The organism is Thalassotalea coralli (genome assembly GCF_055786205.1).
In genome coordinates this window covers 350,867-375,151 of the sequence record NZ_JBVVBK010000005.1, presented here as the reverse complement: position 1 = coordinate 375,151, position 24,285 = coordinate 350,867, and the positions used below count along the sequence as shown (strand labels likewise).

The following is a 24,285-nucleotide window of genomic DNA, read 5'->3' as shown; positions in this document are numbered from 1 at the left end:
AAAAGTAATTATAATAAAAACGTTAAATATGGAACTGTTGGAACAAAAAGTACTCATCGTAGATGATGAGAAAGCAAACCGGAAAGTACTTAAAGAGCTTCTTCAAGATCAGGCTACAATTATTTTTGCCAAGAATGGTCAACAAGCGATTGAATTAGCACAAAAGCACGTACCTGACCTGATGCTATTAGATGTGATCATGCCCGACATGTCAGGGTTTGATGTGATTGATAAGATAAAAAACGATCCCGCTACAATGGGGGTTTCTGTTATTTTTATTACTGGTCTCGCAAACAGTGATGACGAAGCTAAAGGGTTTGATTTAGGAGGCTGTGATTATATTTATAAGCCTTTTAAAGCCAATATTGTAATCGCTAGGGTCTCTATGCATTTAGAGTTAATTAAACAGCGTAAAATGCTTGACAATGTTGCTCATATTGACGCCTTAACAGGCATTTCAAATCGCAGGAAAATGGACTTTGTATTAAAAGATGAGTTAGCTGCAAACAGGCGAGATAAAAAGCAGCTTATGGTTGCACTTATCGATGTAGATTATTTCAAGCAATACAATGATAACTATGGTCATGGAGCTGGTGATGTTGCGTTGAAAAAGGTCGCAAGTTCATTACGTGAAGTATTGAAACGACCAAGAGACTTTGCCGCACGTTTTGGAGGCGAAGAGTTTGTTGTCATATTACCTGATTGCAATGAGGCTGGCGCTCAGCTAGTGATGGACAGCTTAACTCAAGCTATCGCCGACAAAGAAATTAAACATGAGTTTTCACCTGCAAATGAACTTCTCACTGTTAGTATTGGTGCCTGTATCATTGACGGTAGTCTAGAGGTTAACTCTGACGACGTGTTACGCCATACCGATAACTTGCTCTATCAAGCAAAGCGTGCAGGTAGAAATAAGCTGCAATTGGCAAGGGTAAATGAAGTTGAACAATTACTGAATCAGTAACTTCTAAATTTAAGGAGTAAATTAGTCCTTAAATTCATTGTTTGACTAAACTTCTTTGACTTTTTCTAAATACAAACTTCCGCCAGGAAAGTCTTCGTTAGAAGGTAAATCTGTTTCATTACCTATAAAAGCGAGAGCCATTAGGCATTTACTTAAATTTATCATGAGTTTGTTGTCAATTAGCCAGTCTATTTGAGTGTTTATTTCGTTAGTATCTTCTTTCCCTGTTTCGTTGATAACTTTAGTGATTAAACGCTCTTTAGGGATAGGCTCAGCCGCTAACCGATAAATAATTGCGGTAATTCCGTTTAGAACGTGAGTTACATTTGTGGCGATATCTCTAGTATCCATAATTAAAATACTATCTTGCTGATCGATCATATAGAGAATTGGAATAGACCCCTCTGACCATTTTTGACACCAGTCGTCTAGTATATCTTGGACTTTTTTGTGAGACTTTGTCGGAGGCTGAAAAGTAAAATTTAAATCATATATACCTTTTTCTTGAGGAGAATACTGTTTAAAAAAGTAGGCAATGTTATCTATACTTTCTTTGCTAATGGGGTAAATGTGTTTGTAGCTTTTCGACGGCTCTAGATTCAGTCCGTATTCTTCCTGCTGATTAAAATAAGGGCTAAATCTGTGGTAACAAATTTTTATCATTTGACCTTCAGGAGGGTTTAGGTGCGATATCAATGGCAACCATTCGCTCATTTCCTCGTACCAATCTGCCTCTTCAAATGGTGCATTACATAGGAGATTCCAAGAGACTCTAATACCATAGGTCCTGCACCACTTTAAAGCCGCTACATTCTGAATAGCGGTCGTCCCTTTTTTAATAACTCTAAGGAACTTGTCATGCATGCCTTCAATGCCCGGCTGAATCCATTTAACTCCCGCTCTTGAATACGTTTCAACATGGTGTTTTTTGAGGTTTGCCTTAGTTTCGTAAAAAATGTTGTAACGGTCGTCCTTAGTGGCCAGCTCAGGTAATACGGTTTTGATATATTCTAAAGGTAAGATATTGTCTACAATCAAGAATTTATTTAGTTTGTATTTCTCTGACAATTCATCCAGTTCGGCGATGGCAACTTCTGGAGCTTTAGAGCGATGGGTCATTACACCACCATTTAAACCACAGAATGTACAGTGTTTTTTTGCACCCCACCAGCAGCCCCTTGAGGTTTCTGCAACCAACCCTGGTGAAACAAACTGATCTAACGATAATTCATTTAAGGTGTCGAAATATGAATCAAAAACAGGCTTACCTACCTTTGACATGTCTTTAATATGTGCTCTTGGGGCACTCTTTTTACAGCCAATATCTAGCGTAAGGCTTCTATGTGCTTGAGAGATAAACCCTTCGGGTAATTGACGCGGTTCTATGTCTTCGTCTTTCATTAACTTATCAATAAAAGGGCCAATGACTTCATCACACTCGCCTGAAAACACATAGTCGACCCAGAGAAAATTTTCACTGAGGGTTTGTCCCATAACCCCTTCGCAATTGGCTCCGCCCATCATAGTAATGATATTGGGGGCTAACTTTTTTACTTTCCTTAGAAGAGCTAGAGAAGCACAGTTTTGTTGAAAGGTAGATGTACAGCCTACAATTTTAGGTTTCTTTGCCACGATATCATGTGCTAATGAATCGATATAATGAATTGCTTTTGTTTGGATATCTAAGAGAGCTTTTTTATTTGCTGGTGTGAGGTCACTAAATAATGCAAAGAAGTCTTCATCATTTAATGAAGCATCGGGAAACGCTGCTTTTGAAAAAGTCCATTCACCAATTAAATAGTCACTAAATGAGCTGACAATCTCGTCGTATTGTAATAAGCCAATTTTAGATGCAAAAGACAGGTTAGCGTATACAGATTCAACACTATAACCGTATTCTTTTATGTAATTTTCTATGATGCCCAATGCCAAAGAAGGAATGGTAGTAGATGAGTAGGGCATGTTGACTAGACAAATATCCGTTTGCATATGGTTCATTTTTTATTGTGATTATTCAGTTAACCTAACTGAAAACTGGCTTTTAGCAAAGTGAAAACTAGCAATTCTTTTGCTAATTCAATGTGAATGAATACTTTGTGAGCGATCACTGGTGGAGAGTTATGGTTGATACAAAACAGCAACAGATACACCGGCTTTGATTCGTTAAACTCAGTTTATTCTTGTGTTGGTCGCATAGGCAAGTACGAGGAGTCTATCGGTTTATCTCAATATTAAGGTACGAAGTGTGTATTCTTTTTATGACGCGTTAACCAAAGTGTCTGCAGGCTTTATTGTGTTTGGTTTAGGGCTTTTTATCGTCTCTATTGTCATGTTTTTTCAGGTCTCTGAGCAGCATGACACTTATGAAGCATTTGGTAAGAATGTCGGCAAGGGGGCAATTGTCGTGTTAATGTTAATTTCTCTATTTACTGCTGTAGGCGCATTCTTTTTAGCTGATTACAGTCACAAACAAGCCAATGTAATCAAACAAACAGAGCGCTAGTTGGAATACTAGGGGCAACGGGTTATTTAGTCATTGATCTAAATGGTTCACAATATACAATGTGAACCATTAGTATTGATGAGAATTCACATTGAGTTTAAAAGCAGCCTTCCTATTTTTTGCGTTATCTATCGTCGCACTTGCCGATACTCAATCGATAGATGTATTCACCGAACATATGCCACCATATCAAGTGATTACCGAAGAACACTATAGTGGGTATGCCGTAGAGCTTGTGACAGAACTTGTCGCTCTTGCCAATATGAAAGCAACTATTATTCCTATCAATTGGGCAAGAGGTTATAGGCTTGCGAAAACAGAGCCTAACGCATTACTTATGTCAGTAGTACGAAACCCTGAGCGAGAAAGCGATTTTCGCTGGTTGGCCCACATAAATAGTGGTTCGGACAGTTTATGGGCACTAACTGAATGCAAGAAAAACTGTCAACTGTCGAACAAAGTCGCGGTAGTTCGCGGTGATTCCCAAGAGCAACTCCTATTGCCTTATCAAGAAAAAGGTGATGTTGAAATTGTCTCTGTTAGCTCTAAAAAACAAGCGATACGCATGTTATTGAAAAAACGCGTCGATTATATTGTCGCAAGTGAGCCAATACTGATGTGGCGCTTAAAACAATTGCAAATAGACCCTAAGAAATTGTTTAAAGTGCGTGAGTATTCAGAGCGAAAAAATGACTTATACATAGTAGCGAGTAAGGCAATGCCTGACTCAGATTACAAAAAATTAGAGCAAGCTTGGCAAGCTATGCAGCAAAAGCAAGTATTTCATGATTTACGTCAAAAGTGGTTGCTGCAAGGTGAGCGTTTTGTCAGCGTGAAATAGCTTTAAAAGCTAGCGTGTATGCTTTTTTGGCAGGAGAGGTCGACTTTGAAAATATACCCTAGGTGGTTAATTGTTTTTGTGCTTGGTTTAAGCGCCTGTAAATCAACTGATGCCAATAAAGTCATTAAAGCGATAACGTCAGATAAGCCTGATAAAGCATTTGAGCAAATTGCAAAAGACAAAAGCAAAGAGTATCAACGCAACCCTGAACAACTAATCAAAGATGTTCAGGGAATAAAGGCCTTACTTGCGCAATTAACGAAAAATGCCAGTAAAGTATGGGGAAAAAACGATACTGAATTACCTTCAAATAAACGATTAGTAAAGTATTCAAATAAATACCAAGCACGAGCAATCGTTGACTTTGAGCAGGGTTGGGTTCGCGTTGAAACCATTTCAAAAGCCAATGCGCAAGCCATGTTAAAAAATGCTATCGTCACCACAGTTTTAACACCTGCAGATCCTAAAAGTACCGATATTTTTTCCGATAAGGAGATCAAGGCATCGGGTAAGCCTTATCTATACGAGCAAGTATTGGATCAAGATAACAAGCCCATAGCTTATCAGTGGCGTGCTAATCGCTTTGCACAGTATCTAATAAAACAGCAATTACAAACCAAACGCATAGATAAAAATACGGTTCATTTCGTGGAATTTGACTTAGTAGAACAGCATCAACACTTGCGACAACAGCAATACGCGTCATACGTGCTAGCAGCTGCTAAAAAGTATCAAGTTTCCCCGTCGTTAATTTATGCCGTTATTGAAACTGAAAGTAGTTTTAACCCTTTTGCAGTAAGTCATGCAAATGCTTATGGATTAATGCAAGTCGTGCCAACGACAGCTGGTAAAGATGTGTATGAAAAAGTCAAAAAGCGCTCTGGAATGCCAAATAAGCAGACTCTTTTTGATCCTGCTAGTAATATCGATATTGGTACTGCTTATCTAAGTTTGTTGGACGATAGATATTTAGTGGGAATAAGCCGGTCGTTAAGTCGAAAATACTCTGTGATTTCCGCTTATAACGGGGGCGCAGGCAATGTATTGAATACTTTCTCGAGTAATCGAAGTTACGCGATAACCCTTATAAATCAACACGATGAAGGCCAAGTGTATCGAAAGTTAACGACAAAACATCCAAGAGCTGAGTCAAGACGCTATTTAGAAAAAGTGACTAAAGCAGAGAAGAAGTATTTAAATTAAGGGCTACATAAGATTTACAGGAGGCAACTATGTCGCTACCTCCTTTAAATTCAGATAATCTTTAACTCTTGTTGTGCGATGGTGACTCTTTTGCTTTTGATTTGTGATGACCTAACCACAAGCTTATTGCAACAAGTAAAACAATACCTGCCATATAGAATAATTCAGTGATATTTCCCGGTTTAATTTCAACTAGGTAAGAAAATACTTTAATCACTAGAATCATAACAATCACGTTGCCTAGTTTTGTTTTTAACTCGTCGATACTGGAAATTTTGAAGGCTCTAGACGCATGGTTTTTAGAGTTCTCAATGGAACTAATAAACAATTCATACAAACCAAACGAAAAAATAAATAGCACAGATGCGAGTAAAAACGTATCAAGTATTTCTATCACGAGTAACACTAATGAATCTCTGTAGACTTCAACCGTATCAACAAAAATGTAGCTAAATACCCCCTTAATCAGGTGCATCATCTCAATAAAGCCTAATGCAATTAAACTCGCAGAAGTTAGCACGCAGCAAAGCACAGCGACAAGTAGCACGTAACGGCTATTCCATAAAATAGATTCAAACATTTTTTCCATAAATAAATACCTGCTTGGCAGTTGTTTTTTCTTTAAGTTTAATGGATATGTTAACCGAATAGAAGAGAACAGCTATTTAGGTTAATGGAAAAAAATAAGAAAAATGAAACCCCATAGTTTACGTATTAATTTTTATAAAAGCAGATTTTAATCATTAAGTTACGATTCCTGTAAATTTAATATATCTCATCTATACTGCTATAAAGTTTTGAAAAAAATCATCGGTTTGAAGGCTATGTCGGACCCTATGGATAAGTGCAACAGGAGAGTGTGGTGACTAAAATAGAAAATTTGCTCAATGTTTATGAAATTTCTAAGCAGGATTTAACGTTAATTGCCGAATTGGGTGAACAAGTTATCCCTGCGTTAGATGACTATGTTGATTCATTCTATGCTTGGTTAGAGCCTCAACCAGAGTTTGCCCACTTTTTTTCAGATATAGAGCGATTAAATCGAGTAAAGGCGGCACAAAGAAACTATTGGCACCAAACATTTTTAGCTCAAATAGATGACGAATATCTGGAGAGCCGCGTAAATTTAGGTGTTCATCATGCCAAAATTGGTCTGAGTTTAACTAGCTATTTTGCTGGTATGAGTAAGAGCCTTAATTTTTTTCAGTCGTTGCTTAATGAAGAAGAAAGCACTGAACATCTATATCAACAACAAGTGGCATTGGCCAAATTAGTACACTTAGAGACAGGCGTAGTTGTTGAAGCATATACCAACATGACACAACAAAAAATTGAGCAACAAAGTCGCTCTTTGATTGAAATGTCTACACCAGTTACTTCAATTTGGGAAGGCGTATTGATGTTGCCAATTGTCGGTATTCTTGATTCAAAACGCGCTCAAGATTTAATGCACACAGTGTTAGCTAAAATTAGTGAAACTAGCTCCAAAGTGATCATTCTAGATATAAGTGGTGTTGCTGTCGTAGATACTGCAGTGGCTAATCATATTATTAAGATTACTAAGGCGTCAAAGTTAATGGGCTGTGACTGCATTGTTTCTGGCTTATCGCCTGCTATTGCACAAACCATGGTGGAATTGGGTATAGACGTAGGCAACTTAACAACAACTTCAACGTTAAGTGACGCTCTTGAAAACTCGTTAACGTCTATTGGCTTAAAAATTGTTAAAGAACAGCGCAATGATTAATGATTCAGGCATCGTATTAAATCGTTTAAATAATGCGTTACTTGCGACGATACAAGCGACATTGATGCCCGAAGTTTTACAACAATTTAAAGGTTCTTTGTTAAATGAACTCGTTGAAACTAAAGTTAAATATATTCTTTGCGATTTGTCGGCTGTCGATATTATTGATATAGAAGAATTCTCAAGTTTAAGTAGCATATTGGAAATGGCAGGATTAATGGGAGCTAAAACCATTTTTATTGGCATGCCTCCAAGTATTGCGGCAACTATTGTTGACTATGATATCGACATTTCCAAATTTCAGTATGCGCTGACTATCGATGAAGGGTTGGCTCTTGCTCAGTAGAAGTTAGAGAAAGTAACTAAGTGAAAGAAAGATATAACGTAAATGACGAAGCGAGTTTTCAAGTAGCGCTATTACATGTAAAACATCATTTAACAGAATTCGGTTTTAAAAATATACAAATAGCTCGTTATTTGACTGCAGTTTCTGAACTTGCTCGCAATATTCTTAAATATGCCGGAAAGGGCGTAATAGAAGTAAACACGTTGTATGGAATTGGAAAGCAAGGAGTTGAAGTTATTGCTATTGATCAGGGTAATGGCATTGATGATCTATCACTGGCGATGCAAGACAAATATAGTTCGAGTGGCACTATGGGGCAAGGGCTACCAGGAGCTAAGCGTTTGGTAGATGAGTTTTTTATTGAATCTTCAGCCAAGGGTACCAAAGTAACGCTAAAAATGTGGCTATAAAGTTTGGGAAGTAAATTTTTAAGTGATAGATAAATACGAAAAAATTGCTATCGAAAACCGGCCTTTTTGGACTGAGCGGGTAAGTGGTGATGCAGTTGTATTTCAACAATTTGGTCACCGTATACTTTTTGCTGTGATCGATGGCACCGGACATGGTGAAGAAGCACATGCAATTGCTTCAAAGATGGCAAATTACTTAGAAAATATGACTAAGTGCCAATGTCCCGATAAAGTTATTAAGAGTTTGCATACATATTGTGAACCTAGCATAGGAGCTTCGGTTGGTGTGGCTATAATCGATACACTGGAACAAAGAGTTGAATTTTCTGGCGTTGGTAATATTTCGGCTTATGTTTTAGGACAAAATGATCATAGTTTTTCGTCTTCAAATGGAGCTGTGGGGATTCAATGTAGGAATATTCATAAAGAAAACAGAGGTTTATTGGCCGGCGATATTTTGTTGATGCACAGTGACGGCATTAAGAGTCGTTTTTATACTCAATATGAACCTGAGTATTTGAAGCAAAGCGTTAATCAAATTTTAAGCTATATTTTTACTAACTTTGGAAAGAAGCATGATGATGCTTCTTGTCTCGTATACCGTTACTAATATGAGTAAGCTTGCAACTATTCACGTAGACAGTATTGATACGATTTATAGCCTCAGACATAAACTCTATGACGTAGGCGTAATGTGTGGCTTTGACACTATTTTTCTTTCTAAAGTAGTTGCCTATGTCTCAGCTTTATTGAAAAAAGGTTTAACAACAAGTGATGCCTTGCACTTTTCTATAACTCATTACGCTAACACATCGCCACCACAACTTGTTATTAATATTAAATCACCTTACCCCATTGACCTTGAATCCATCATGATAAGTGGAGTCGTTGTTTCTTCTTTTATGAATGATAATAATGAATTTGACGGTCATATAAAGCTAGCATTAAGCGCAGCCCAATCCAATGTTATCGACGAAAACGTAGAGTCGTTAACTAATATTTTTAAGCATAAATCGCGTCAAGAGTTGCTAACTGAACTGAAAAATAAAAATGAATCACTTGAGAATCACTCTAAAAAACTAGAAGAACAAGTTAATAGCCGCACGAAGCAACTTGAACTCGCTAAACAACAAGCCGACTCAGCGAACAAAGCAAAAAGTGACTTCCTTGCGAATATGAGTCATGAGATCCGCACGCCGATGAATGCCATACTTGGTATGTCTCATTTGGTTTTGCAGTCAGAGCTTGAGCGCAAACAAAGAAGTTACATTGAGAAAGTACATTACTCGGCAGAGTCTTTATTGGGCATCATCAATGACATTTTAGATTTCTCAAAGATAGAAGCAGGTAAGCTTGATATTGAAAGTACACCTTTCCGCTTGGAAAGTGTGATGGACAATCTAGCGAGCCTTATAAGCTTTAAAGCTGAAGAAAAAGGTTTGGAGTTGTTATTCGATATCGATGTTAATGTGCCTCAGAGTTTAGTGGGCGATCCGTTAAGACTCGGGCAAATATTGATAAATTTAGCGAACAATGCGGTTAAATTTACCGAAGAAGGGCAAATTGTCGTTAAAGTACGCGCAGAGAGCCAAGCGAATAGTTCGGCAGTTATATTGTTCTCCGTGATTGACTCTGGTATCGGTATGACTAAGGAGCAGCAAGGAAAACTTTTTCAATCATTTTCCCAAGCTGACACATCAACGACAAGAAAATATGGTGGAACTGGTTTAGGTTTATCTATTTCTAAACGTCTTGCTCAGTTAATGGGTGGTGATATATGGGTAAAAAGTGAACGTGGTGTCGGTAGCACCTTTGAGTTTAATGTGAACTTGTCTTTGCAAAATGAAGAAGCTGACAATGACTCATCCAAACGACAATTGCCTGAACTCCAAAATTTAAAAGTACTAGCGGTAGACGACAACGCAACGGCTAATGAAATTATTGCTTATTTGCTAGAGTCATTCGGCTTTGATGTGACGACAGTCAACTCAGGCCAAAAAGCAATAAACATAGTGGCAAGCCAGGAACAACCGTTTGATTTGGCGATCATTGACTGGAAAATGCCAGGTTTAGATGGCATTGAAACGGCTAAACAAATTAAAGAAATAACAGAGCTTCCCGTTATTTTAGTTACTGCGGCAGGGCTGAATGAAATTACTGATATCGCCAAACAAGAAGCACTGTTAAGTAGTGTCTTGAATAAACCGGTTTCCGCCTCATCAATGCATGATGCCATTATGGAAGCCTTTGGTTTTCAAGTTGACCAAAGCCACAGTCGAAAGCACGTCTCCAGTGACGAGTTTGAACGTAATGTTAAGTTATTGGCGGGCGCTAATATTCTGTTAGTAGAAGACAACCTACTAAACCAAGAGTTGGCCTTGGAGTTCTTAACGTCAAGAAATATTACAGTGACCGTTGCAGAAAACGGCTTGAAAGCACTTAATTTAGTTAAAAGTAGAGATTTCGATGGCGTGTTGATGGATTGTCAGATGCCAGTGATGGATGGTTATCAGGCTACTACCAACATCAGAGAATTAGGCGGGAAACATACCAAACTTCCTATTATCGCGATGACTGCTAACGTGATGAGTTCAGATGTAAAGCGTGTACTAAGCGTTGGGATGAATGCCCATATTGGTAAACCTATTCGAGTCGAAGAAATGTTCGCTACTATGGCGCAATGGATTTCAGTAAAGAACCCTAAAGAGTTACAAGACAGCGATCAAGACACGCGGTCAAAAGCATCGGTAGATTCTTCAGTAGTTATCGAGCAAGGAAAAGATAATTTTCCTGAATTTTTGGCAAAACTTACCTTAATTAATAGTCAGAAAGGGTTGTTTAACACCCAACACAATGAACAACTTTATCGAAAGTTATTATTGCAATTTAACCAAACTCAATCGACTTTTGTTACTGAGTTCACAAAAGCGCTATCCTCGCAAAAATTTGATGAATGTACTCGCTTAGCACACACCCTTAAAGGGCTGGCTGCTACTGTCGGCGCAGAAAGCTTGTATGATCCAGCGCAAGAGCTAGAAGAGGCTTGCGAGCAGGAGGATACTGGTAGTATTGCACTTGGGATAGAAAAGGTAGACCCTTTATTACAGAATGTTTTGGCACAGTTAGCGTTGTTGTCGAGTGACTCTAAAGATGAACAAATAAATAAGGTGTTAATATCCGCTGCGGAGCTAGAAGAACGCCTCAGTGTCATTTCAGAGTATTGTGAAATTTATGACTCCAACGCTCCTGATAGGCTAGACGAACTACTTGAGTTTCAATTATCAGATGACATTCAGCCCACACTTAAAGAAGTAAAAAATTTATTGGCACAATATCAGTTTGATGAAGCGCTCGATCTCATTAAACAAATTAGTGTCTAACGTCATCAGAATATTTCCAAGTCAGTGTTAAAGGATAAACTCAGTTACTAACAAGTAAAGTGCCATTGTTAGTAGTAATGCTCCTGTTATTTTGTTTAGCTTATTCACTTTACTCTTTTCTTCTATAAATCGACTCAGTTGCTGTCCGGCGAGTGCCCAACAAAAAATACTTAAAGTACAAATGACAAAATAGATGGTTGAAAAGGTGGCAAGATCTTGTTGTGAAGTGGCGAAGGCACTGACACCTGCAACACTTGCCAGCCATGCTTTTGGGTTCAGCCATTGCAGTAAGGCACCTTGAGTAAAAGTCGCTTTTACTTGTGCACTATTTGTTAATGAGCTGTCTGCTGTGAGAAATTTGTAGCCAAAATACCCAATGAGTAGGCTGCCAGAAATCGTCATCAGTGGCTGCCACCAAATAAAGCTATTTGTCAGCAATTGCATGCCTAAACCGACACTTATTAATAACAACGTAAATCCAACACTAGCCCCTAAAACAAATGGTGTCGTTTTGAATGTTCCGTTGTTGAGGCCCGATATTAAAGTGATCAAATTAACCGGTCCCGGTGAAATTGACATTGTTAAAGCAAATAACCCCATCGCAAATAAAGTTTCCATTAGTGTCTCCTTATTTTCTTTGTTCCCTCACTATATACAAACATTATTATTTGATTAATTGTAATAATTAGATAACTCTATTCTAATATTTTAAGTAATTGACTCTTTAACTGGTTAGGTATAAGAATAAGTTGTGAAGAGGAGAACAAGCTTGATTAATGAATTAAAAGCGATGGCGATATTTGCCGAGGTTGTTAAACAGGGCTCGTTTAATAAAGCGGCTAGCGTGTTAGACTTATCTGCTTCAGTGGTAAGTTATCAAATTGATAAGCTCGAGCAAAAGCTGGGAAAGAAGCTACTGTACCGTTCAACGCGTAGCTTGTCATTGTCTTGTGAAGGACAAGAGTTTCATCGATATATTGTCAAGATGCTCGCCTGTGCTGAGCAGGGGATATCGTCGATGCAGGAGGGGCAGCAAACGCTTACTGGTAAGCTGCACGTTACCTTACCAAACGCGCTAATTCACTCTAGTGTTTGCGTTAAAATTGCCGAGTTCTCTCAGCTTCATCCTAAGCTTCACTTGCAGCTAACTTTTAACGATCATCATGAGAACCTGGTTGCCAGAGGCATAGATTTAGCAATTAGAGCGGGTAATTTAGAGGACTCAGCTTTAGTATGCCGGCGAATAGGTGAAATAAATAGAAAGCTTGTTTGCTCGCCCGCTTATATAAAAGGAAAATCTACGCCAACGAATATCGACACTTTATCCCGCCTAAATTGGATACGATTACACTCTTTGCCTGCAAGCAGAGAACTTATCTCGCCTGAAGGAGATATTTTAGCTTGTCATTATCAAAGTAACATTACCGTTAACAATGTCACTGCGATGACAGAGCTGTGTTTAAACGGTGCGGGTATTGCAACACTACCAGCTGAATCTGCGCTACAGAAAATAGAACAAGGACAACTTGTTGAGTTACTTCCAAGTTGGAAAGTTGCCAGCATCCCTTTGTATGCCGTTACCCCGAACGAATTATCAAAAGAAAATAATGTATACAAATTAGTGAGTTACATTAGCACGTAAAATTGAGAAATAATGACAAATTATTACTCAAATGTGGACGAGAAGTTAATTTTTGGTTAGTGTATCCAAAAAAATAACCAACTAAATTTACATGGACTTTACTCATCAACACCAATGTCTCAACTGCGGTGCACCATTACCAGAAACATACTGCAGCTCATGCGGACAAAAACGCGTTTCTCGTATTTCTTTTGCGCAGTTTCTTGTTATCGCGCGTCGTGGTTTTTTTGAAATGGATTCACCCATTTTTCGAAATCTTATCGAATTAACGATTAGACCAGGGCACGCTTGCCGCGATTACGTTGAAGGGAAGCGTAAAAGGTATTTCAACCCAGTTCGTTATTCGTTTTGGTTAATGACTATTCTTCTGGTTCTAGCCACACTATTAGGAGTCGATTTACTTAAAGCGTCATCAGACGTTTTTTCGCCTGAAGTGAATGACTTGGAATTTGCCGAACAAGATAAACTAATGGCTTTTATGAACAATGCCTTTATTTATATCTATTACGTCAACATGTTTTGCTTCGCGTTGGTTATTCGATTCTTTTTTAGAAAGCATAAATACAATGTCTGGGAATTACTATTAACCTGCATGTTCTTATTTGGCCATTTAACAATTCCATCGATCATATTTGTATTGCTGGGGCTTTATGCCGTACCTGCTGTTCAAATATTCTTGTTAGTTTTATGGCTTATTTATTTTGCGATTGCAATCGCACAGTTTTATCAACCCCATAAAAAAAGCAATTATGTTAAATCGACAGCGAGTATGCTTTTTGGTTGGGTATTGGCGTCTATTGTATCAGGTGGTGTTACCGGTGTTATTTTTGCTGTTGATGCTGTTAAAAAAGCAGAAGCAGAAAAATTGCAGCAAAGCCAACAAGAAGTCAATGCAGAAAACAGCTCGTCGAGTAACGGTGATAATACGGTTAACTCATCGAACGAAAATAAGTAAGTCATAGAAGTTAGCGGGCTAACCCCTTAGCTCGCTAACTATAGTGTTTTCTGCTCCAGATACCATAAAACCTTGGTTTGTCACCTAACTTCCTTTCTTAGTCACCTTTTTGTCACCTTTTTTAATTGTCAATTTTGCAAGCTATGACCAAGTTTTAATCTTGGAAAATTTAGACAATGACAATACAAAGAAATACAAAAAACTTTTCACTGTTTAGCGGTTTATTCGGCTTACTAATTCCACATGTTTTGCACGCTAATGTCGTTATTGATGGAAAACTAGATAAGGAGGAGTGGCGAAATGCGCAGGTGTTTGAGCAATATATTCAGAGCTTTCCTAACACGGGAGGCAAACCTGAATATCCTACAAAGACCTATTTGATAACAGATGAAAAAGGCGTGTACGTTGCCTTTGAAAATTATCAACCAGAGCGATCTCGAAAATACAGCGGCCACGATCAATTCACCAGCTCAGACTTTAATATGGTGTTTATTGACTTTAACAACGACGGCGATACTGCTTATGAATTCGTTGCTACGTTGGGTGGCGGTACTATGGATGGCACTTATAGCCGAGGTAATCAATCGAACAGAGATTGGGATGGTGTGTGGCAAGTTCAGGTAAGCGAGCAAGGTGATTATTGGTACAGTGAGTTTTTTATTCCTTGGACAACAGCAACCTATCAGCAACTATCTGAAAATAAACGTGAAGTAGGTATTTATTTTCAGCGAAATAATGTGGTTGCCAGTGAAGCCTACTCATATCCTGATACCAATCGAGGCCGCAAGAATTTTACCTATGAATTTGCAACAGTTGCCGTTAATAATTATCAAGAACAGGGGCTTAGAACCAGTATTTACGTGTCTGATAAGCAAAATTTTATCGAAGATGAAAATGAGTTGAATTTTGGTGCCGACATTACTTGGAAACCACGTGCTAATCAGCAAGTGATTGCGACAATTAACCCTGATTTTGGCCAAGTAGAGTCAGACGAACTTATTGTTAATTACAGTGCCGTGGAAACCCTAAGAACCGATAAACGCCCATTTTTTACTGAAAATCAAAGCTTATTTGACGTTCGAGGACCCAATCAGCTTAAGTTAATGAATACTCGACGCATTGGTGCAAATGCCGAGTTAGATACCCGTAAAGTTCACGACATTCTTGCCGCGGGTAAATACATCTACAATGACAAGTCTTTTAATGTAGGAGCTTTATATGCCCATGAAGATGACGCGGTAAACAATGACGGTAAGCAATTTGCTAGCTTGCGTTGGTATTCTGCTCTTAACAACTTTAGTACGGGTCAGCTGGTGAATTATGTTAATAATCCACTCAATGACAGGAACTCTCTTGTTTTTAACCAAGATGTTCGCTACCAAGTGAATGATGCTATCAACTTATTTGCTAATGCTATTTATTCACATAATGAGGAATCTAATAACAAAACCATTGGTAAAGGGGCTACATTTAAAGCGAGCTATGTTCCGGTAAGACAATGGGAGAACACGCTAGAGTGGACTTACTTAGATGATCAATTGGATATCAATGATTTTGGTTATCAGCAGCGAAACAATATCTCGACTATGGCGTTAGATACTCGCTATAACGATTACAGCTTTGCGGCAAATAGCTCCATTTTACGTACACAAGTATACGCATCTTATAAATATCAGCGAAATACTCAAGGCCTCACCCTCAGAGATGATTGGTATGCAAGTTACTTACTTCGTTTAAAGAACAAACACACCTTCAGAGTTGGTGCGAAATACTTAGAGCAAGGTAATGATGACTTAATTACGCGCCAACACGGGTTTGTTGTTCTGCCAAGCCAACAAGATTTCCACTTTTATTATGCAACGCCAACACCTGCGACATTTTCTTTTAATCTAACGCATAATTATTATCAAGAAGGCGAATCTGACTGGGCAAATAAAACGGCATTTAACACGACAACGTATTTTACGGATAAGGTTAGGTTAAACGCTAATTATCTTTACATTGATAGTGATGACTGGTTGATCGGTAATTCAGAGGGGCAAGTAAATCGCTACCGACGTTACTTAAATAAGGTTTATGCCAAACTCATTACTCAGTTAACGGATAGATCAGATTTAACCATTACTACCCAATGGTACGCATTAAAGGCTAAGGGGTTGGAAACAAACAATCAGCAGTTTGGTCAAGGCGAAGATTTTAATGCAAGTCGTTTTGCTTTTCAGGCTCGTTATCGACACATGTTTGCCAACGGCTCGCGCTTTTATTTAGTGTATGCGCATAACGGCTTCGATAATACAAACGAAGAAAGCACGAGCTTTAACGATTTACTGTCAAATGCGGTTGCCAACCCAGAAGAAAAATCAATCACTGCCAAGCTCAACTGGGTGTTTTAAACCGCACTAGTTGAACTTAAGTTGATAAACATTCGCTTCGTTATTACTCATTTTATGATAAATGAAAGCGCCTTTGTCATCTGTTCGAACGGCGGTTGGGATAATAGTGTTGCGCTGAAATACCAGCGTTTCACTGTTATCTTGTTCTTTTTTCGCTAAGGTGTCTGGCGAATCTACTTTTTCATTAAAAACAAACAATTCTTTATTATTGATTATCCAATAGCGACCATTTAGAGATGAATCAATAGTTTTAATTGGCGTGAAATCTGGCGTTAGCTGGGTTAGTGTTTGATTATCGGCATCAGATATAAACCATGTGTCGTCTAGCCATTGTGCATATCCAACATCTGTTTTAAGCAAACTGAGACTGTTTGTCTTTAATTGATAAGAAAATAAGGAATTACTTGCTTTGTCCACATAGCTAATTTGCTCCTCGTCTAACCATTGCCATTGAATGTTGTTTTCAGCATCGAGTGGTAGCTCTGTTATTTCTCCAGTCTTAAGCGCGATGATATAAATACTTTTGTTTCGTTTAACCAAAAGTTGTTCTGCTGTAGGTGACCAAGATATTTCGAATATGTAGCTTGCGCGAGGAAAGTCAGTTAGCTTTGTGAATGTATTGTCTTGGCGTTTGAGCCAAATTTGTGCGCTACCTGTTCTTTTAGATGCAAACGCGATGTCTGCTGAGACAGGTGACTTAGCGGGATTGTAATCAGGAAAAGGCGAGTTGATTAACGAGGTTTCTTTTCCTTGCTGCCATTGAAAAATATCTAAGTCGATTGCGCTGATGATTACTTCAATTGAAGTTGGCGATTGAACATCACTAATTTGAGTAAGTGTGCCTACTGAGGTTTGCATTAATGCTTGGATATCGCCGTCTAGTGTATGCTTTATCAGTTGGCGGGCAGGGTGTTCACTTAAATGATACAAAGCGTCGCTGTTAAATGACCATTTAAAATGGTTAATAAAATACGGTAGCCTTGTTTGATAAATTAATGCCTGCGTATTTGTGTCAAAAACTGAAATAACCGATTTTTCGTTTATCTCAGATAAGCTCGCCCATTTAGTGTTGTCTGGCGAAGGCATAGCGAAGCTAACATCTTGAGTATTAAAAGGTAATAACGTCTGTTTGCCTGATTCAACATTCAGTTGCCAAGCTCCTGAGTCGTCTAGCCATGTTATTTGTTTTGTTTCTTTGTGTACAAATAATGAAACAGGGCGCTTGTTCACGCATGAGCTTACTTCTTCAACCTGTAAACTATCTTGAATTGAACCTAAGTATATTTTGCATTCACCGTTAGTAGAAATGTCGCTATAGATAATACGATCTGAATCAAGCCATTTAGGCGCGGATAAGCGAGAATTCACTTCTCGTAGCAGCTTAGCTGAGCCTGAGATGGGTTGATGATAAATACCATAGCCTTGTTCTGAATCGCCAACAAAAATGAGTTGTTTTGTGTCGTAACTTAACTGGGCATTGTGCTCTAACCCTTGGCGGTAAGTAATGGCGTTAGGTTGCGTAAGTTGCTTGGCTTCTTGTGATAAATTTAGATACAGCAAATAGCATAAGAGCAATAAAAAGGGCAAAGCATAAACTACTTTGGTTTTAACGTATCTTGGGTATGCGGTTACTGTGTTGGTGGTGCTATTGTTGGCAGACGTTTCGTAAGCCTTTTGAGGGGGGCTTTCGTTAGCGTTGGTCGGCTCAGGTTTACCACCTTCTTCTACTATATGAGAAAAACTGGCAATAAATTGATAGCCTTTTTTAGGCACAGTCTTGATGTAAATAGGGGACTTAGCATTGTCGTTTAACACTTTACGTAAGCGCGTAATTGCTTTGCTAATGGTGTTGTCTTCAACGATGATACCTTGCCAGATTTCGCTCGCAATTTGTTCTCGGCTAACATGGGTTGAATGGTTTTCTATTAACAGTGCGAGTAATTTGGCTTGTTGATATTCTAGATGGATTTGCTCCTCACGAAGACTTATCGTGCCTTTTGAAGGGTTAAAAATATAGTCGTCAAACTTAATGAGTTGTTGCACTGTTATGCTTCTGGTCGTTTTTATTTTGCTAATGCAATGATAATACAATCAATTTGAGGTATATAGATATTTATGATGTGCTTTATTCATCTAAAATGGCTGCACCAGGTCTGATCACACGAGTTTTCCAGCTATTTGGATTTTCGCCCATTTCAATACCTAATTTGATGAGATCCCGCATTTTCTGTTGGTCAAACAAATCTTTAGTTTCAGGTATTTGGTAAGACTGTGGAATCGCGACATAGCGAAATTCAACGGAAAACCTTTCTTTTTGGTTTATCATTTGCGTTAAGCTGTCGAAATCTTGTAAAACTTGCAAAGTAGAGCTTCTCATTAACGATATTAAGCTTCGCGCCGCTATATCTGACCAACTGTTTTGCACTAATGCTGTATCAAGTTTTAATTTATTATTTACAATTACCCATACGCGTACTTTTACAGTGTTTGATAAATCCCAATTATCATCATTGTCTTTTAGCCAGCTTCTATCTTCTAACCCACTCACAATTTGCATTGAAGCGCCTCCGTCGACATAAAGGCTATTATTAATTATTACTGGCGGGAAAACACTAGGAATAGCTGAGGATGCTACTAATCGTTCGACAATATTATTTTTTGCCGTTATTGGATCTTTTACTAAAGCGATATCGGCGAGGTCCCATACGCGCATAGTGCCATAATCTAGGTTTGTGGCGCCTACCAATAATGTTTTGTTCTTTTTAGCGTTGGCCGATAATTGCTCAATCAATGCTGGCGTAATACTGGTGTTAATTGATTGGTGCAGGTTACTGGTGTTGTAATAAGCGCTTTGTCCTAAAAGAAAGTTAACAAGCGGCTTTGGACTAATTAAATCAGATTTAGTGTTGCTATATAAATCAACGATTTGATTGTAGGAACGATCTGTTCCTATAAATGCAAAAGGCGCGATTAATGCGCCGGTACTTATGCCGCTTACGCTGTCAAACTCCGGGCGCTGAAAGTCACCTGAGCTTATTTTTCCCCAACCTTTCAAGAAGCCCGCGCCAAAGGCGCCGAGTTCACCACCACCTGAAAGAACAAGCACATCAAAATAAGCTTTTTTTATACTTTCTTCTTTTAACCTGCGTTTGTTTTTCTGATTAATTTTCTCTAATTCTTGATCGTATTGTTGAACATATTCTTCTTTTTTATCGCTTAACTCTTCCAAACTTACTTGACGTTTTGGCGATGAGCATGCACTCAATATCAGTGTGAACAATAGCACTAAGCAGATACTTTTACTCATGGATTTACCAAGATCCTTTTTGTTGTAAGTTGCTGCTATTATTAGCATGTTACTATTTTGTGCGATTATTATGGTGAGAGCAATTTAAACGTTAATTTTTATTAGTACGGTAACCAAAGATGCTGTGCTAATAGTATTGCGACTAGTAAAACAAGTGTACAATCTCGATTTAAGGCGAAATGCTATTGCTGAGCCATAATCCCCACTTATTGTGATTTGAGTCTTTATGAATGAACAAAACATAGCGATTTTTGTTGACGTACAAAATATCTATTACACCACTAAGCACACGTTTAACCGCTCGTTCAATTATAGAAAATTCTGGCAATTGGTATCTGAACAAGGCGATATCTCTATTGCGAATGCATATGCTATTGCTCACCAGGACGATCAACAACATAAATTCCAAACGGCGCTAAAACATATAGGGTTTGATGTTAAAACCAAGCCATTTATTCAGCGAGCTGATGGCTCGGCAAAAGGTGACTGGGATGTGGGTATTACCATTGATGTGCTCGAGGCTGCATCTAAAGTAGATAAGATTATTCTGCTTTCAGGCGATGGTGATTTTGATATTTTGCTAAAGAAAGTCGTTAAAGATTATCCGTGCCAAACACACGTCTATTCAGTGGCTCAGTTGACAGCTGCTTCTTTAATTAATGCCGCGGATCAATTTACGCGAATAGATAATAACTTACTCATGTAAAGTAAACCTGAACTTATCATCACATATGTAAACGTTATCAACATGTTATTATTGCCATTAATAGTATTCTCAATGACGTTAATCGCAATTCGCTTTATCCCAGCAGCCCGACAGAATAAATTGATTATTAATTATTCATACGTCAATTAAGGTTGAACAATGCTGCGCGTAATAACTTTATTATTTATATTGATGAGCCTTTGGGGAAGCACAAGTGTTGCCTCTGAACGCACTCAATACACCATGAATAGCGATGGCCCCTTGCCTGAGTCGCAAAAAGGTCTGGTATTAGATCATGCTGATTTACATTTTCAATTATTCCCAGAAACTAAGTCTATTTCAGGCCGCGGTATTCTTACCTTAATCAGTGAGCAGCCTCGCACCGAAATTGGTATTAATTTAGATAATTTTTTTAGTATTGAGCGAGTGCTGGTCAATGACGAGATACTTGAACCATCCCGATATTCAAACGATGAAGGCTTGCTCTTATTGAAACTAAAGGACAGCTTAGCAGGGAAGTTTTCGGTAGAAATTCGTTATTCAGGGCAACCCAGAGAAGCGGTTAGAGCACCATGGGATGGAGGCTTTGTTTGGTCGAAAACAAAACAAGGTAAAGATTGGATTGCCACAGCTGTTCAAGGTGAAGGTTGTGATTTGTTTTGGCCATGTATTGATAACCCTGTGGGAGAGCCAAAAACTACTAGCATGCATATTACTGTGCCTAAAGACCTTGTTGCTGCTGCAAACGGCAGATTAGTGTCGGTAACAGAAGAAGCAAAGACAAAGACCTATCATTGGCAAGCTAAGTCACAGTTAAATACCTATGGTGTGGCTATTAATGTTGCACCTTATCAAGTGATTAAAACCACTTTTAATAGCCAATTTGGTAACAGTATTCCCGTAGAGTTTTATCACTTACCTGAAAGTAAAGAGAATGCAGAAAAGCTCGTAGCACAATTAATCGCAATGACTAAGTTCTTTGAACGCGTTGTTGGCCCTTACCCGTTCGCTCAGGACAAAATAGGCATAGCCGAAACGCCTCATTTAGGTATGGAGCATCAAACGATAAACGCATACGGTAATCAGTTTAAAGCCGATAAATATGGCTTTGATTGGTTGCTATTTCATGAGTTTGCTCACGAGTGGTTTGCTAACCAATTAACCAATCAAAATGCTAATGGCATGTGGCTGCATGAGGGCTTTGGCGCGTATGTGCATCCGCTTTATGAAGATTATTTGCATGGTCAGTCGGCTTATATGGCACACATGTATGATATGCGCCTTAAAATTCGCAACAAGGCACCTATTGTTAGCAAAGAGCTATTAACGGTAGAAGGCGTGTATCAAGAAGAGCGGGGCGGCCCAGGCCCAGATATTTATGCAAAAGCGCCTTGGGTATTGCACACATTAAGACATATTGTCGGCGATGACATTTTCTTTAAAGCGACTACTGAGCTTGTTTATGGGACAGCTGATCCTAAACCGGGTCATTTCAAACCTGTTTTGGCTGATACAAAAGACTTTCTACGTATCGTTAATCGATTAAGTCAGCAAGATTTGGGCTGGTTTTTTGACGTATATTTTTATCAAGCGGAGCTACCAAAAGTAGTCCAAAAAAGATCAGGAAATCGTTTAACTCTTAGCTGGCAGGTACCTAACAACTTACCATTTCCTATGGCATTAGAAGTGTCGGTGAACGGTGAGATCATGACATTAGATTTGAGTACGCCAAAAACTATTGAGGTTTCCCCGACAGATTTAATAACAATAGACCCTCACAGCAAAATATTAATCGATATGCCACATGTTGAAGAATATCAAACCTTCATGATGAACAAAGCGAAGTAAGTTAATTTTGGAAAAAGCTAACAATTGTTGGAGCCTATATTTCTGTCTATAGGTTTCAACAAATGACATGTAAATGTAGTTGCTTATATGTGAATATATAGGTTTGGTAAATTAGCTTAGACTTCGATTAGCAGTTATGAACAATCAGCAAGCTTTGACTCTAGTTGGTAAATGACAAAGCGAGTGTTGATTTAATAAAGGTTTAATTACTCACCGTTAAGCTCTTACTGTCGAATTCATATCAAGCACGTAAAGTCAGTTAAACATTGGAAAAAATCGCTCAAATTTTTATAAATATTTACATTTGAATGGCTGCATTAATCATGGATGTTTGTAAGACTAGCTATGCCAAAAGAAAGGAAAAAAAACGTTTATGTTAAAAGCCGCGCTATACAAGTGTTGTCTAGTAACCATTATATTGGGAATAATACCTAATCAACCATTTGCAAACGAGCGCTCATTAGAGACTTTTCCGCATAAAAACTGGTCGTATTATGAATCTGTAGAACAAGCGGGTTTCCTACCGAATCGTTTGGAAAAAGTGGAGAAGTTTTATCATAAGAGGGCTTTTGCTGGCCTTCTGATAGTGAAAAATGGAGTAATAGCAGTAGATTGGGGTGAAAACGATCGAAGGTTTCTTGTGCACTCTATTCGAAAAAGTATGCTTAGCGCGCTTTATGGGGTTCATTCAGCTGACATTGATCTCCAAGCTAATTTAAAGGAGCTAGGTGTCGACGATAAAGGTGCTTTATCTGAACAGGAACGTTCAGCTACTCTGCTTGACATACTTTCTTCTCGCTCAGGTGTTTATTTACCAGCAGCAGCTGAAGGGGGGGAAATGGTGAGTAGCAAGCCAGACAGACATAGTTCCCCTCCCGGAAGTCATTGGTTTTACAACAATTGGGACTTTAATGTCGCGGGAAGTATTTATACCCAATTAACAGGTGAAAGCATTCCGAAGGCGTTCATGCGCCATATTGCAACTCCGCTGCAAATGCAAGATTTTCGCGAGCTTGACAGCTATTACGTGAGAGCTGAGTCAGAGCACCAAGCAGTTCAATTTCGAATGTCTTCTCGAGATCTAGCTCGATTGGGATTGTTATATGCGAGAAATGGCAGTTGGCGCGGAAAACAAATCATCCCACAACAATGGGTAGAAGCAAGCACGCAAGCTGTCAGTCAAACTAATATGGGCGACAAATATCCGCCCCATTATGGTTACATGTGGTGGGTAGAAAGTGATGGAAGTTATAGTGCGAGAGGTGTTGGTGGGCATGTTCTAGCAGTCTACCCTGATCTTGACATGATTGCGGTATTACGTACCAATACATATTTAGAGCATTCAGTATCTGCTAGAGCGATTAAAAAAATACTTGAAGGTATTAAGTCTGCTTCTGAGGGGCAGCTATCGACGTCCCCCAGTATTAGAGTTGGGCAAGAAAAACAAGATTTTCCTCAAATCTTGCCAGCTCGTTACCAAAATAAATTGTCGAAAATCGATTTAGCCAACGGACAAAACGTGACGTTACGTTCTGACGAAAAAAATATTTTTGTCAAATTAGATACTGGCGAACTCGAATTAGTTTATGTAAAAGATAACCAATTCAACATTATCGATCGTCAGGAGCCTCTGGAAATCAGCTTGAATTCAGAAGGGGAAATAACCGATATCAGAACGCCTCGACTGTTTTATCTTCAGGCTGCACATGTTGCTCAGCAAGGCGATTTAGACACAGCTCTATTTTGGGTAAAACAAGTCATTTCTATGTTGCCTGAATCTTCCATCGCCTATACCAACATGGCGAAAATTTATATTGCCAAAGATGATATAAGTAGTGCACAAAAAATGCTAAGTGAGGCGTTACGGCATGATCCTAATAACAAACAGGCAAATGGGTTACAGCAAACTGTAATGATTAAAAAGTGGTTGTTACCCACATCCTTTGCTCTTGGAGTAATAGTATTGTTGATAGTCTTTTGGGTCTTGAAAAAACGCAAGATGAAGTCGGCAAATTTAGTTTAGATTTCGACTTTTTAAAT

20 protein-coding genes are annotated in these 24,285 nt (G+C 38.6%); 15 read left to right on the top strand and 5 right to left on the bottom strand.

Features of this window, described 5'->3' with window-relative positions; genetic code table 11:
* The first annotated feature begins 28 nt into the window (after window positions 1-28).
* Window positions 29-964 (top strand): GGDEF domain-containing response regulator, encoded by a 936-nt coding sequence (locus ACOB80_RS14805; RefSeq protein WP_473166622.1) that lies wholly within the window; start codon window positions 29-31, stop codon window positions 962-964.
* A 45-nt stretch (window positions 965-1,009) separates the two neighbouring features.
* Here the strand turns inward: ACOB80_RS14805 and ACOB80_RS14800 are convergent, their stop codons facing one another.
* Window positions 1,010-2,953, bottom strand: a complete 1,944-nt coding sequence (locus ACOB80_RS14800; RefSeq protein ID WP_473166621.1) for a RiPP maturation radical SAM C-methyltransferase — start codon at window positions 2,951-2,953, stop codon at window positions 1,010-1,012.
* A 256-nt stretch (window positions 2,954-3,209) separates the two neighbouring features.
* Here ACOB80_RS14800 and ACOB80_RS14795 point away from each other — a divergent pair, with 256 nt between their 5' ends.
* The 3 genes from ACOB80_RS14795 (at window position 3,210) to mltC (ending at window position 5,511) form a co-directional block, all read left to right on the top strand.
* Window positions 3,210-3,467 carry a hypothetical protein gene (locus ACOB80_RS14795; protein ID WP_473166620.1) on the top strand — a complete coding sequence of 86 codons (258 nt, stop codon included), beginning with the start codon at window positions 3,210-3,212 and terminating at the stop codon, window positions 3,465-3,467.
* Between the two features lie 91 nt (window positions 3,468-3,558).
* Window positions 3,559-4,308, top strand: coding sequence for a substrate-binding periplasmic protein (locus tag ACOB80_RS14790; protein ID WP_473166619.1), 750 nt, complete (start codon window positions 3,559-3,561; stop codon window positions 4,306-4,308).
* Between the two features lie 45 nt (window positions 4,309-4,353).
* Window positions 4,354-5,511 carry a membrane-bound lytic murein transglycosylase MltC gene (gene mltC / locus ACOB80_RS14785; protein WP_473166618.1) on the top strand — a complete coding sequence of 386 codons (1,158 nt, stop codon included), beginning with the start codon at window positions 4,354-4,356 and terminating at the stop codon, window positions 5,509-5,511.
* A 61-nt stretch (window positions 5,512-5,572) separates the two neighbouring features.
* On the opposite strand, the gene ACOB80_RS14780 is transcribed toward mltC, so the two are convergent.
* Entirely contained in the window at window positions 5,573-6,100 is a 528-nt protein-coding gene (locus ACOB80_RS14780; protein ID WP_473166617.1) for a YqhA family protein, read from the bottom strand.
* A gap of 273 nt (window positions 6,101-6,373) precedes the next feature.
* Here ACOB80_RS14780 and ACOB80_RS14775 point away from each other — a divergent pair, with 273 nt between their 5' ends.
* Genes ACOB80_RS14775 through ACOB80_RS14755 form a run of 5 tightly spaced genes read left to right on the top strand, consistent with a single transcriptional unit; the run spans window position 6,374 to window position 11,394 of the window.
* On the top strand, window positions 6,374-7,258 hold the full coding sequence (locus ACOB80_RS14775) for a protoglobin domain-containing protein (protein ID WP_473166616.1): 885 nt from the start codon (window positions 6,374-6,376) through the stop codon (window positions 7,256-7,258).
* Window positions 7,251-7,604 carry an STAS domain-containing protein gene (locus ACOB80_RS14770; protein WP_473166615.1) on the top strand — a complete coding sequence of 118 codons (354 nt, stop codon included), beginning with the start codon at window positions 7,251-7,253 and terminating at the stop codon, window positions 7,602-7,604. The genes ACOB80_RS14775 and ACOB80_RS14770 overlap by 8 nt, the downstream gene beginning before the upstream one ends.
* A gap of 20 nt (window positions 7,605-7,624) precedes the next feature.
* Window positions 7,625-8,014 carry an anti-sigma regulatory factor gene (locus ACOB80_RS14765; protein WP_473166614.1) on the top strand — a complete coding sequence of 130 codons (390 nt, stop codon included), beginning with the start codon at window positions 7,625-7,627 and terminating at the stop codon, window positions 8,012-8,014.
* Between the two features lie 22 nt (window positions 8,015-8,036).
* Window positions 8,037-8,624, top strand: coding sequence for a SpoIIE family protein phosphatase (locus ACOB80_RS14760; RefSeq protein WP_473166613.1), 588 nt, complete (start codon window positions 8,037-8,039; stop codon window positions 8,622-8,624).
* Window positions 8,590-11,394 carry a hybrid sensor histidine kinase/response regulator gene (locus tag ACOB80_RS14755; RefSeq protein ID WP_473166612.1) on the top strand — a complete coding sequence of 935 codons (2,805 nt, stop codon included), beginning with the start codon at window positions 8,590-8,592 and terminating at the stop codon, window positions 11,392-11,394. Before ACOB80_RS14760 ends, ACOB80_RS14755 begins: the two co-directional genes overlap by 35 nt.
* 27 nt (window positions 11,395-11,421) lie before the next feature.
* On the opposite strand, the gene ACOB80_RS14750 is transcribed toward ACOB80_RS14755, so the two are convergent.
* A complete protein-coding gene (locus ACOB80_RS14750) occupies window positions 11,422-12,012 on the bottom strand; it encodes a LysE family translocator (protein WP_473166611.1) in 591 nt (196 codons plus the stop codon).
* Window positions 12,013-12,163: 151 nt separating this feature from the next.
* Between ACOB80_RS14750 and ACOB80_RS14745 the strand changes: the two genes are divergently transcribed.
* The 3 genes from ACOB80_RS14745 (at window position 12,164) to ACOB80_RS14735 (ending at window position 16,384) form a co-directional block, all read left to right on the top strand.
* A complete protein-coding gene (locus ACOB80_RS14745; RefSeq protein WP_473166610.1) occupies window positions 12,164-13,036 on the top strand; it encodes a LysR family transcriptional regulator in 873 nt (290 codons plus the stop codon).
* Between the two features lie 91 nt (window positions 13,037-13,127).
* Window positions 13,128-13,991, top strand: coding sequence for a DUF3667 domain-containing protein (locus ACOB80_RS14740; protein ID WP_473166609.1), 864 nt, complete (start codon window positions 13,128-13,130; stop codon window positions 13,989-13,991).
* A 176-nt stretch (window positions 13,992-14,167) separates the two neighbouring features.
* Complete coding sequence (locus ACOB80_RS14735; protein WP_473166608.1) at window positions 14,168-16,384, top strand: DUF5916 domain-containing protein; 2,217 nt, start codon at window positions 14,168-14,170, stop codon at window positions 16,382-16,384.
* 6 nt (window positions 16,385-16,390) lie between these two features.
* On the opposite strand, the gene ACOB80_RS14730 is transcribed toward ACOB80_RS14735, so the two are convergent.
* Together ACOB80_RS14730 and ACOB80_RS14725 are read right to left on the bottom strand one after the other, a co-directional pair.
* Window positions 16,391-18,427: a winged helix-turn-helix domain-containing protein gene (locus tag ACOB80_RS14730; RefSeq protein WP_473166607.1), complete on the bottom strand. Its 2,037-nt coding sequence runs from the start codon at window positions 18,425-18,427 to the stop codon at window positions 16,391-16,393.
* An 82-nt stretch (window positions 18,428-18,509) separates the two neighbouring features.
* Window positions 18,510-19,691, bottom strand: a complete 1,182-nt coding sequence (locus ACOB80_RS14725) for a patatin-like phospholipase family protein (RefSeq protein WP_473166606.1) — start codon at window positions 19,689-19,691, stop codon at window positions 18,510-18,512.
* Between the two features lie 226 nt (window positions 19,692-19,917).
* Here ACOB80_RS14725 and ACOB80_RS14720 point away from each other — a divergent pair, with 226 nt between their 5' ends.
* The 3 genes from ACOB80_RS14720 to ACOB80_RS14710 all read left to right on the top strand — a co-directional run bounded on the left by ACOB80_RS14720 (window position 19,918) and on the right by ACOB80_RS14710 (window position 24,268).
* The gene (locus ACOB80_RS14720) at window positions 19,918-20,397 is read left to right on the top strand and encodes a LabA-like NYN domain-containing protein (protein WP_473166605.1); all 480 of its coding nucleotides are present in this window, start codon (window positions 19,918-19,920) and stop codon (window positions 20,395-20,397) included.
* 159 nt (window positions 20,398-20,556) lie between these two features.
* A complete protein-coding gene (locus ACOB80_RS14715; protein WP_473166604.1) occupies window positions 20,557-22,245 on the top strand; it encodes a M1 family metallopeptidase in 1,689 nt (562 codons plus the stop codon).
* A gap of 373 nt (window positions 22,246-22,618) precedes the next feature.
* On the top strand, window positions 22,619-24,268 hold the full coding sequence (locus ACOB80_RS14710) for a serine hydrolase domain-containing protein (protein ID WP_473166603.1): 1,650 nt from the start codon (window positions 22,619-22,621) through the stop codon (window positions 24,266-24,268).
* Window positions 24,269-24,285: the final 17 nt, after the last annotated feature.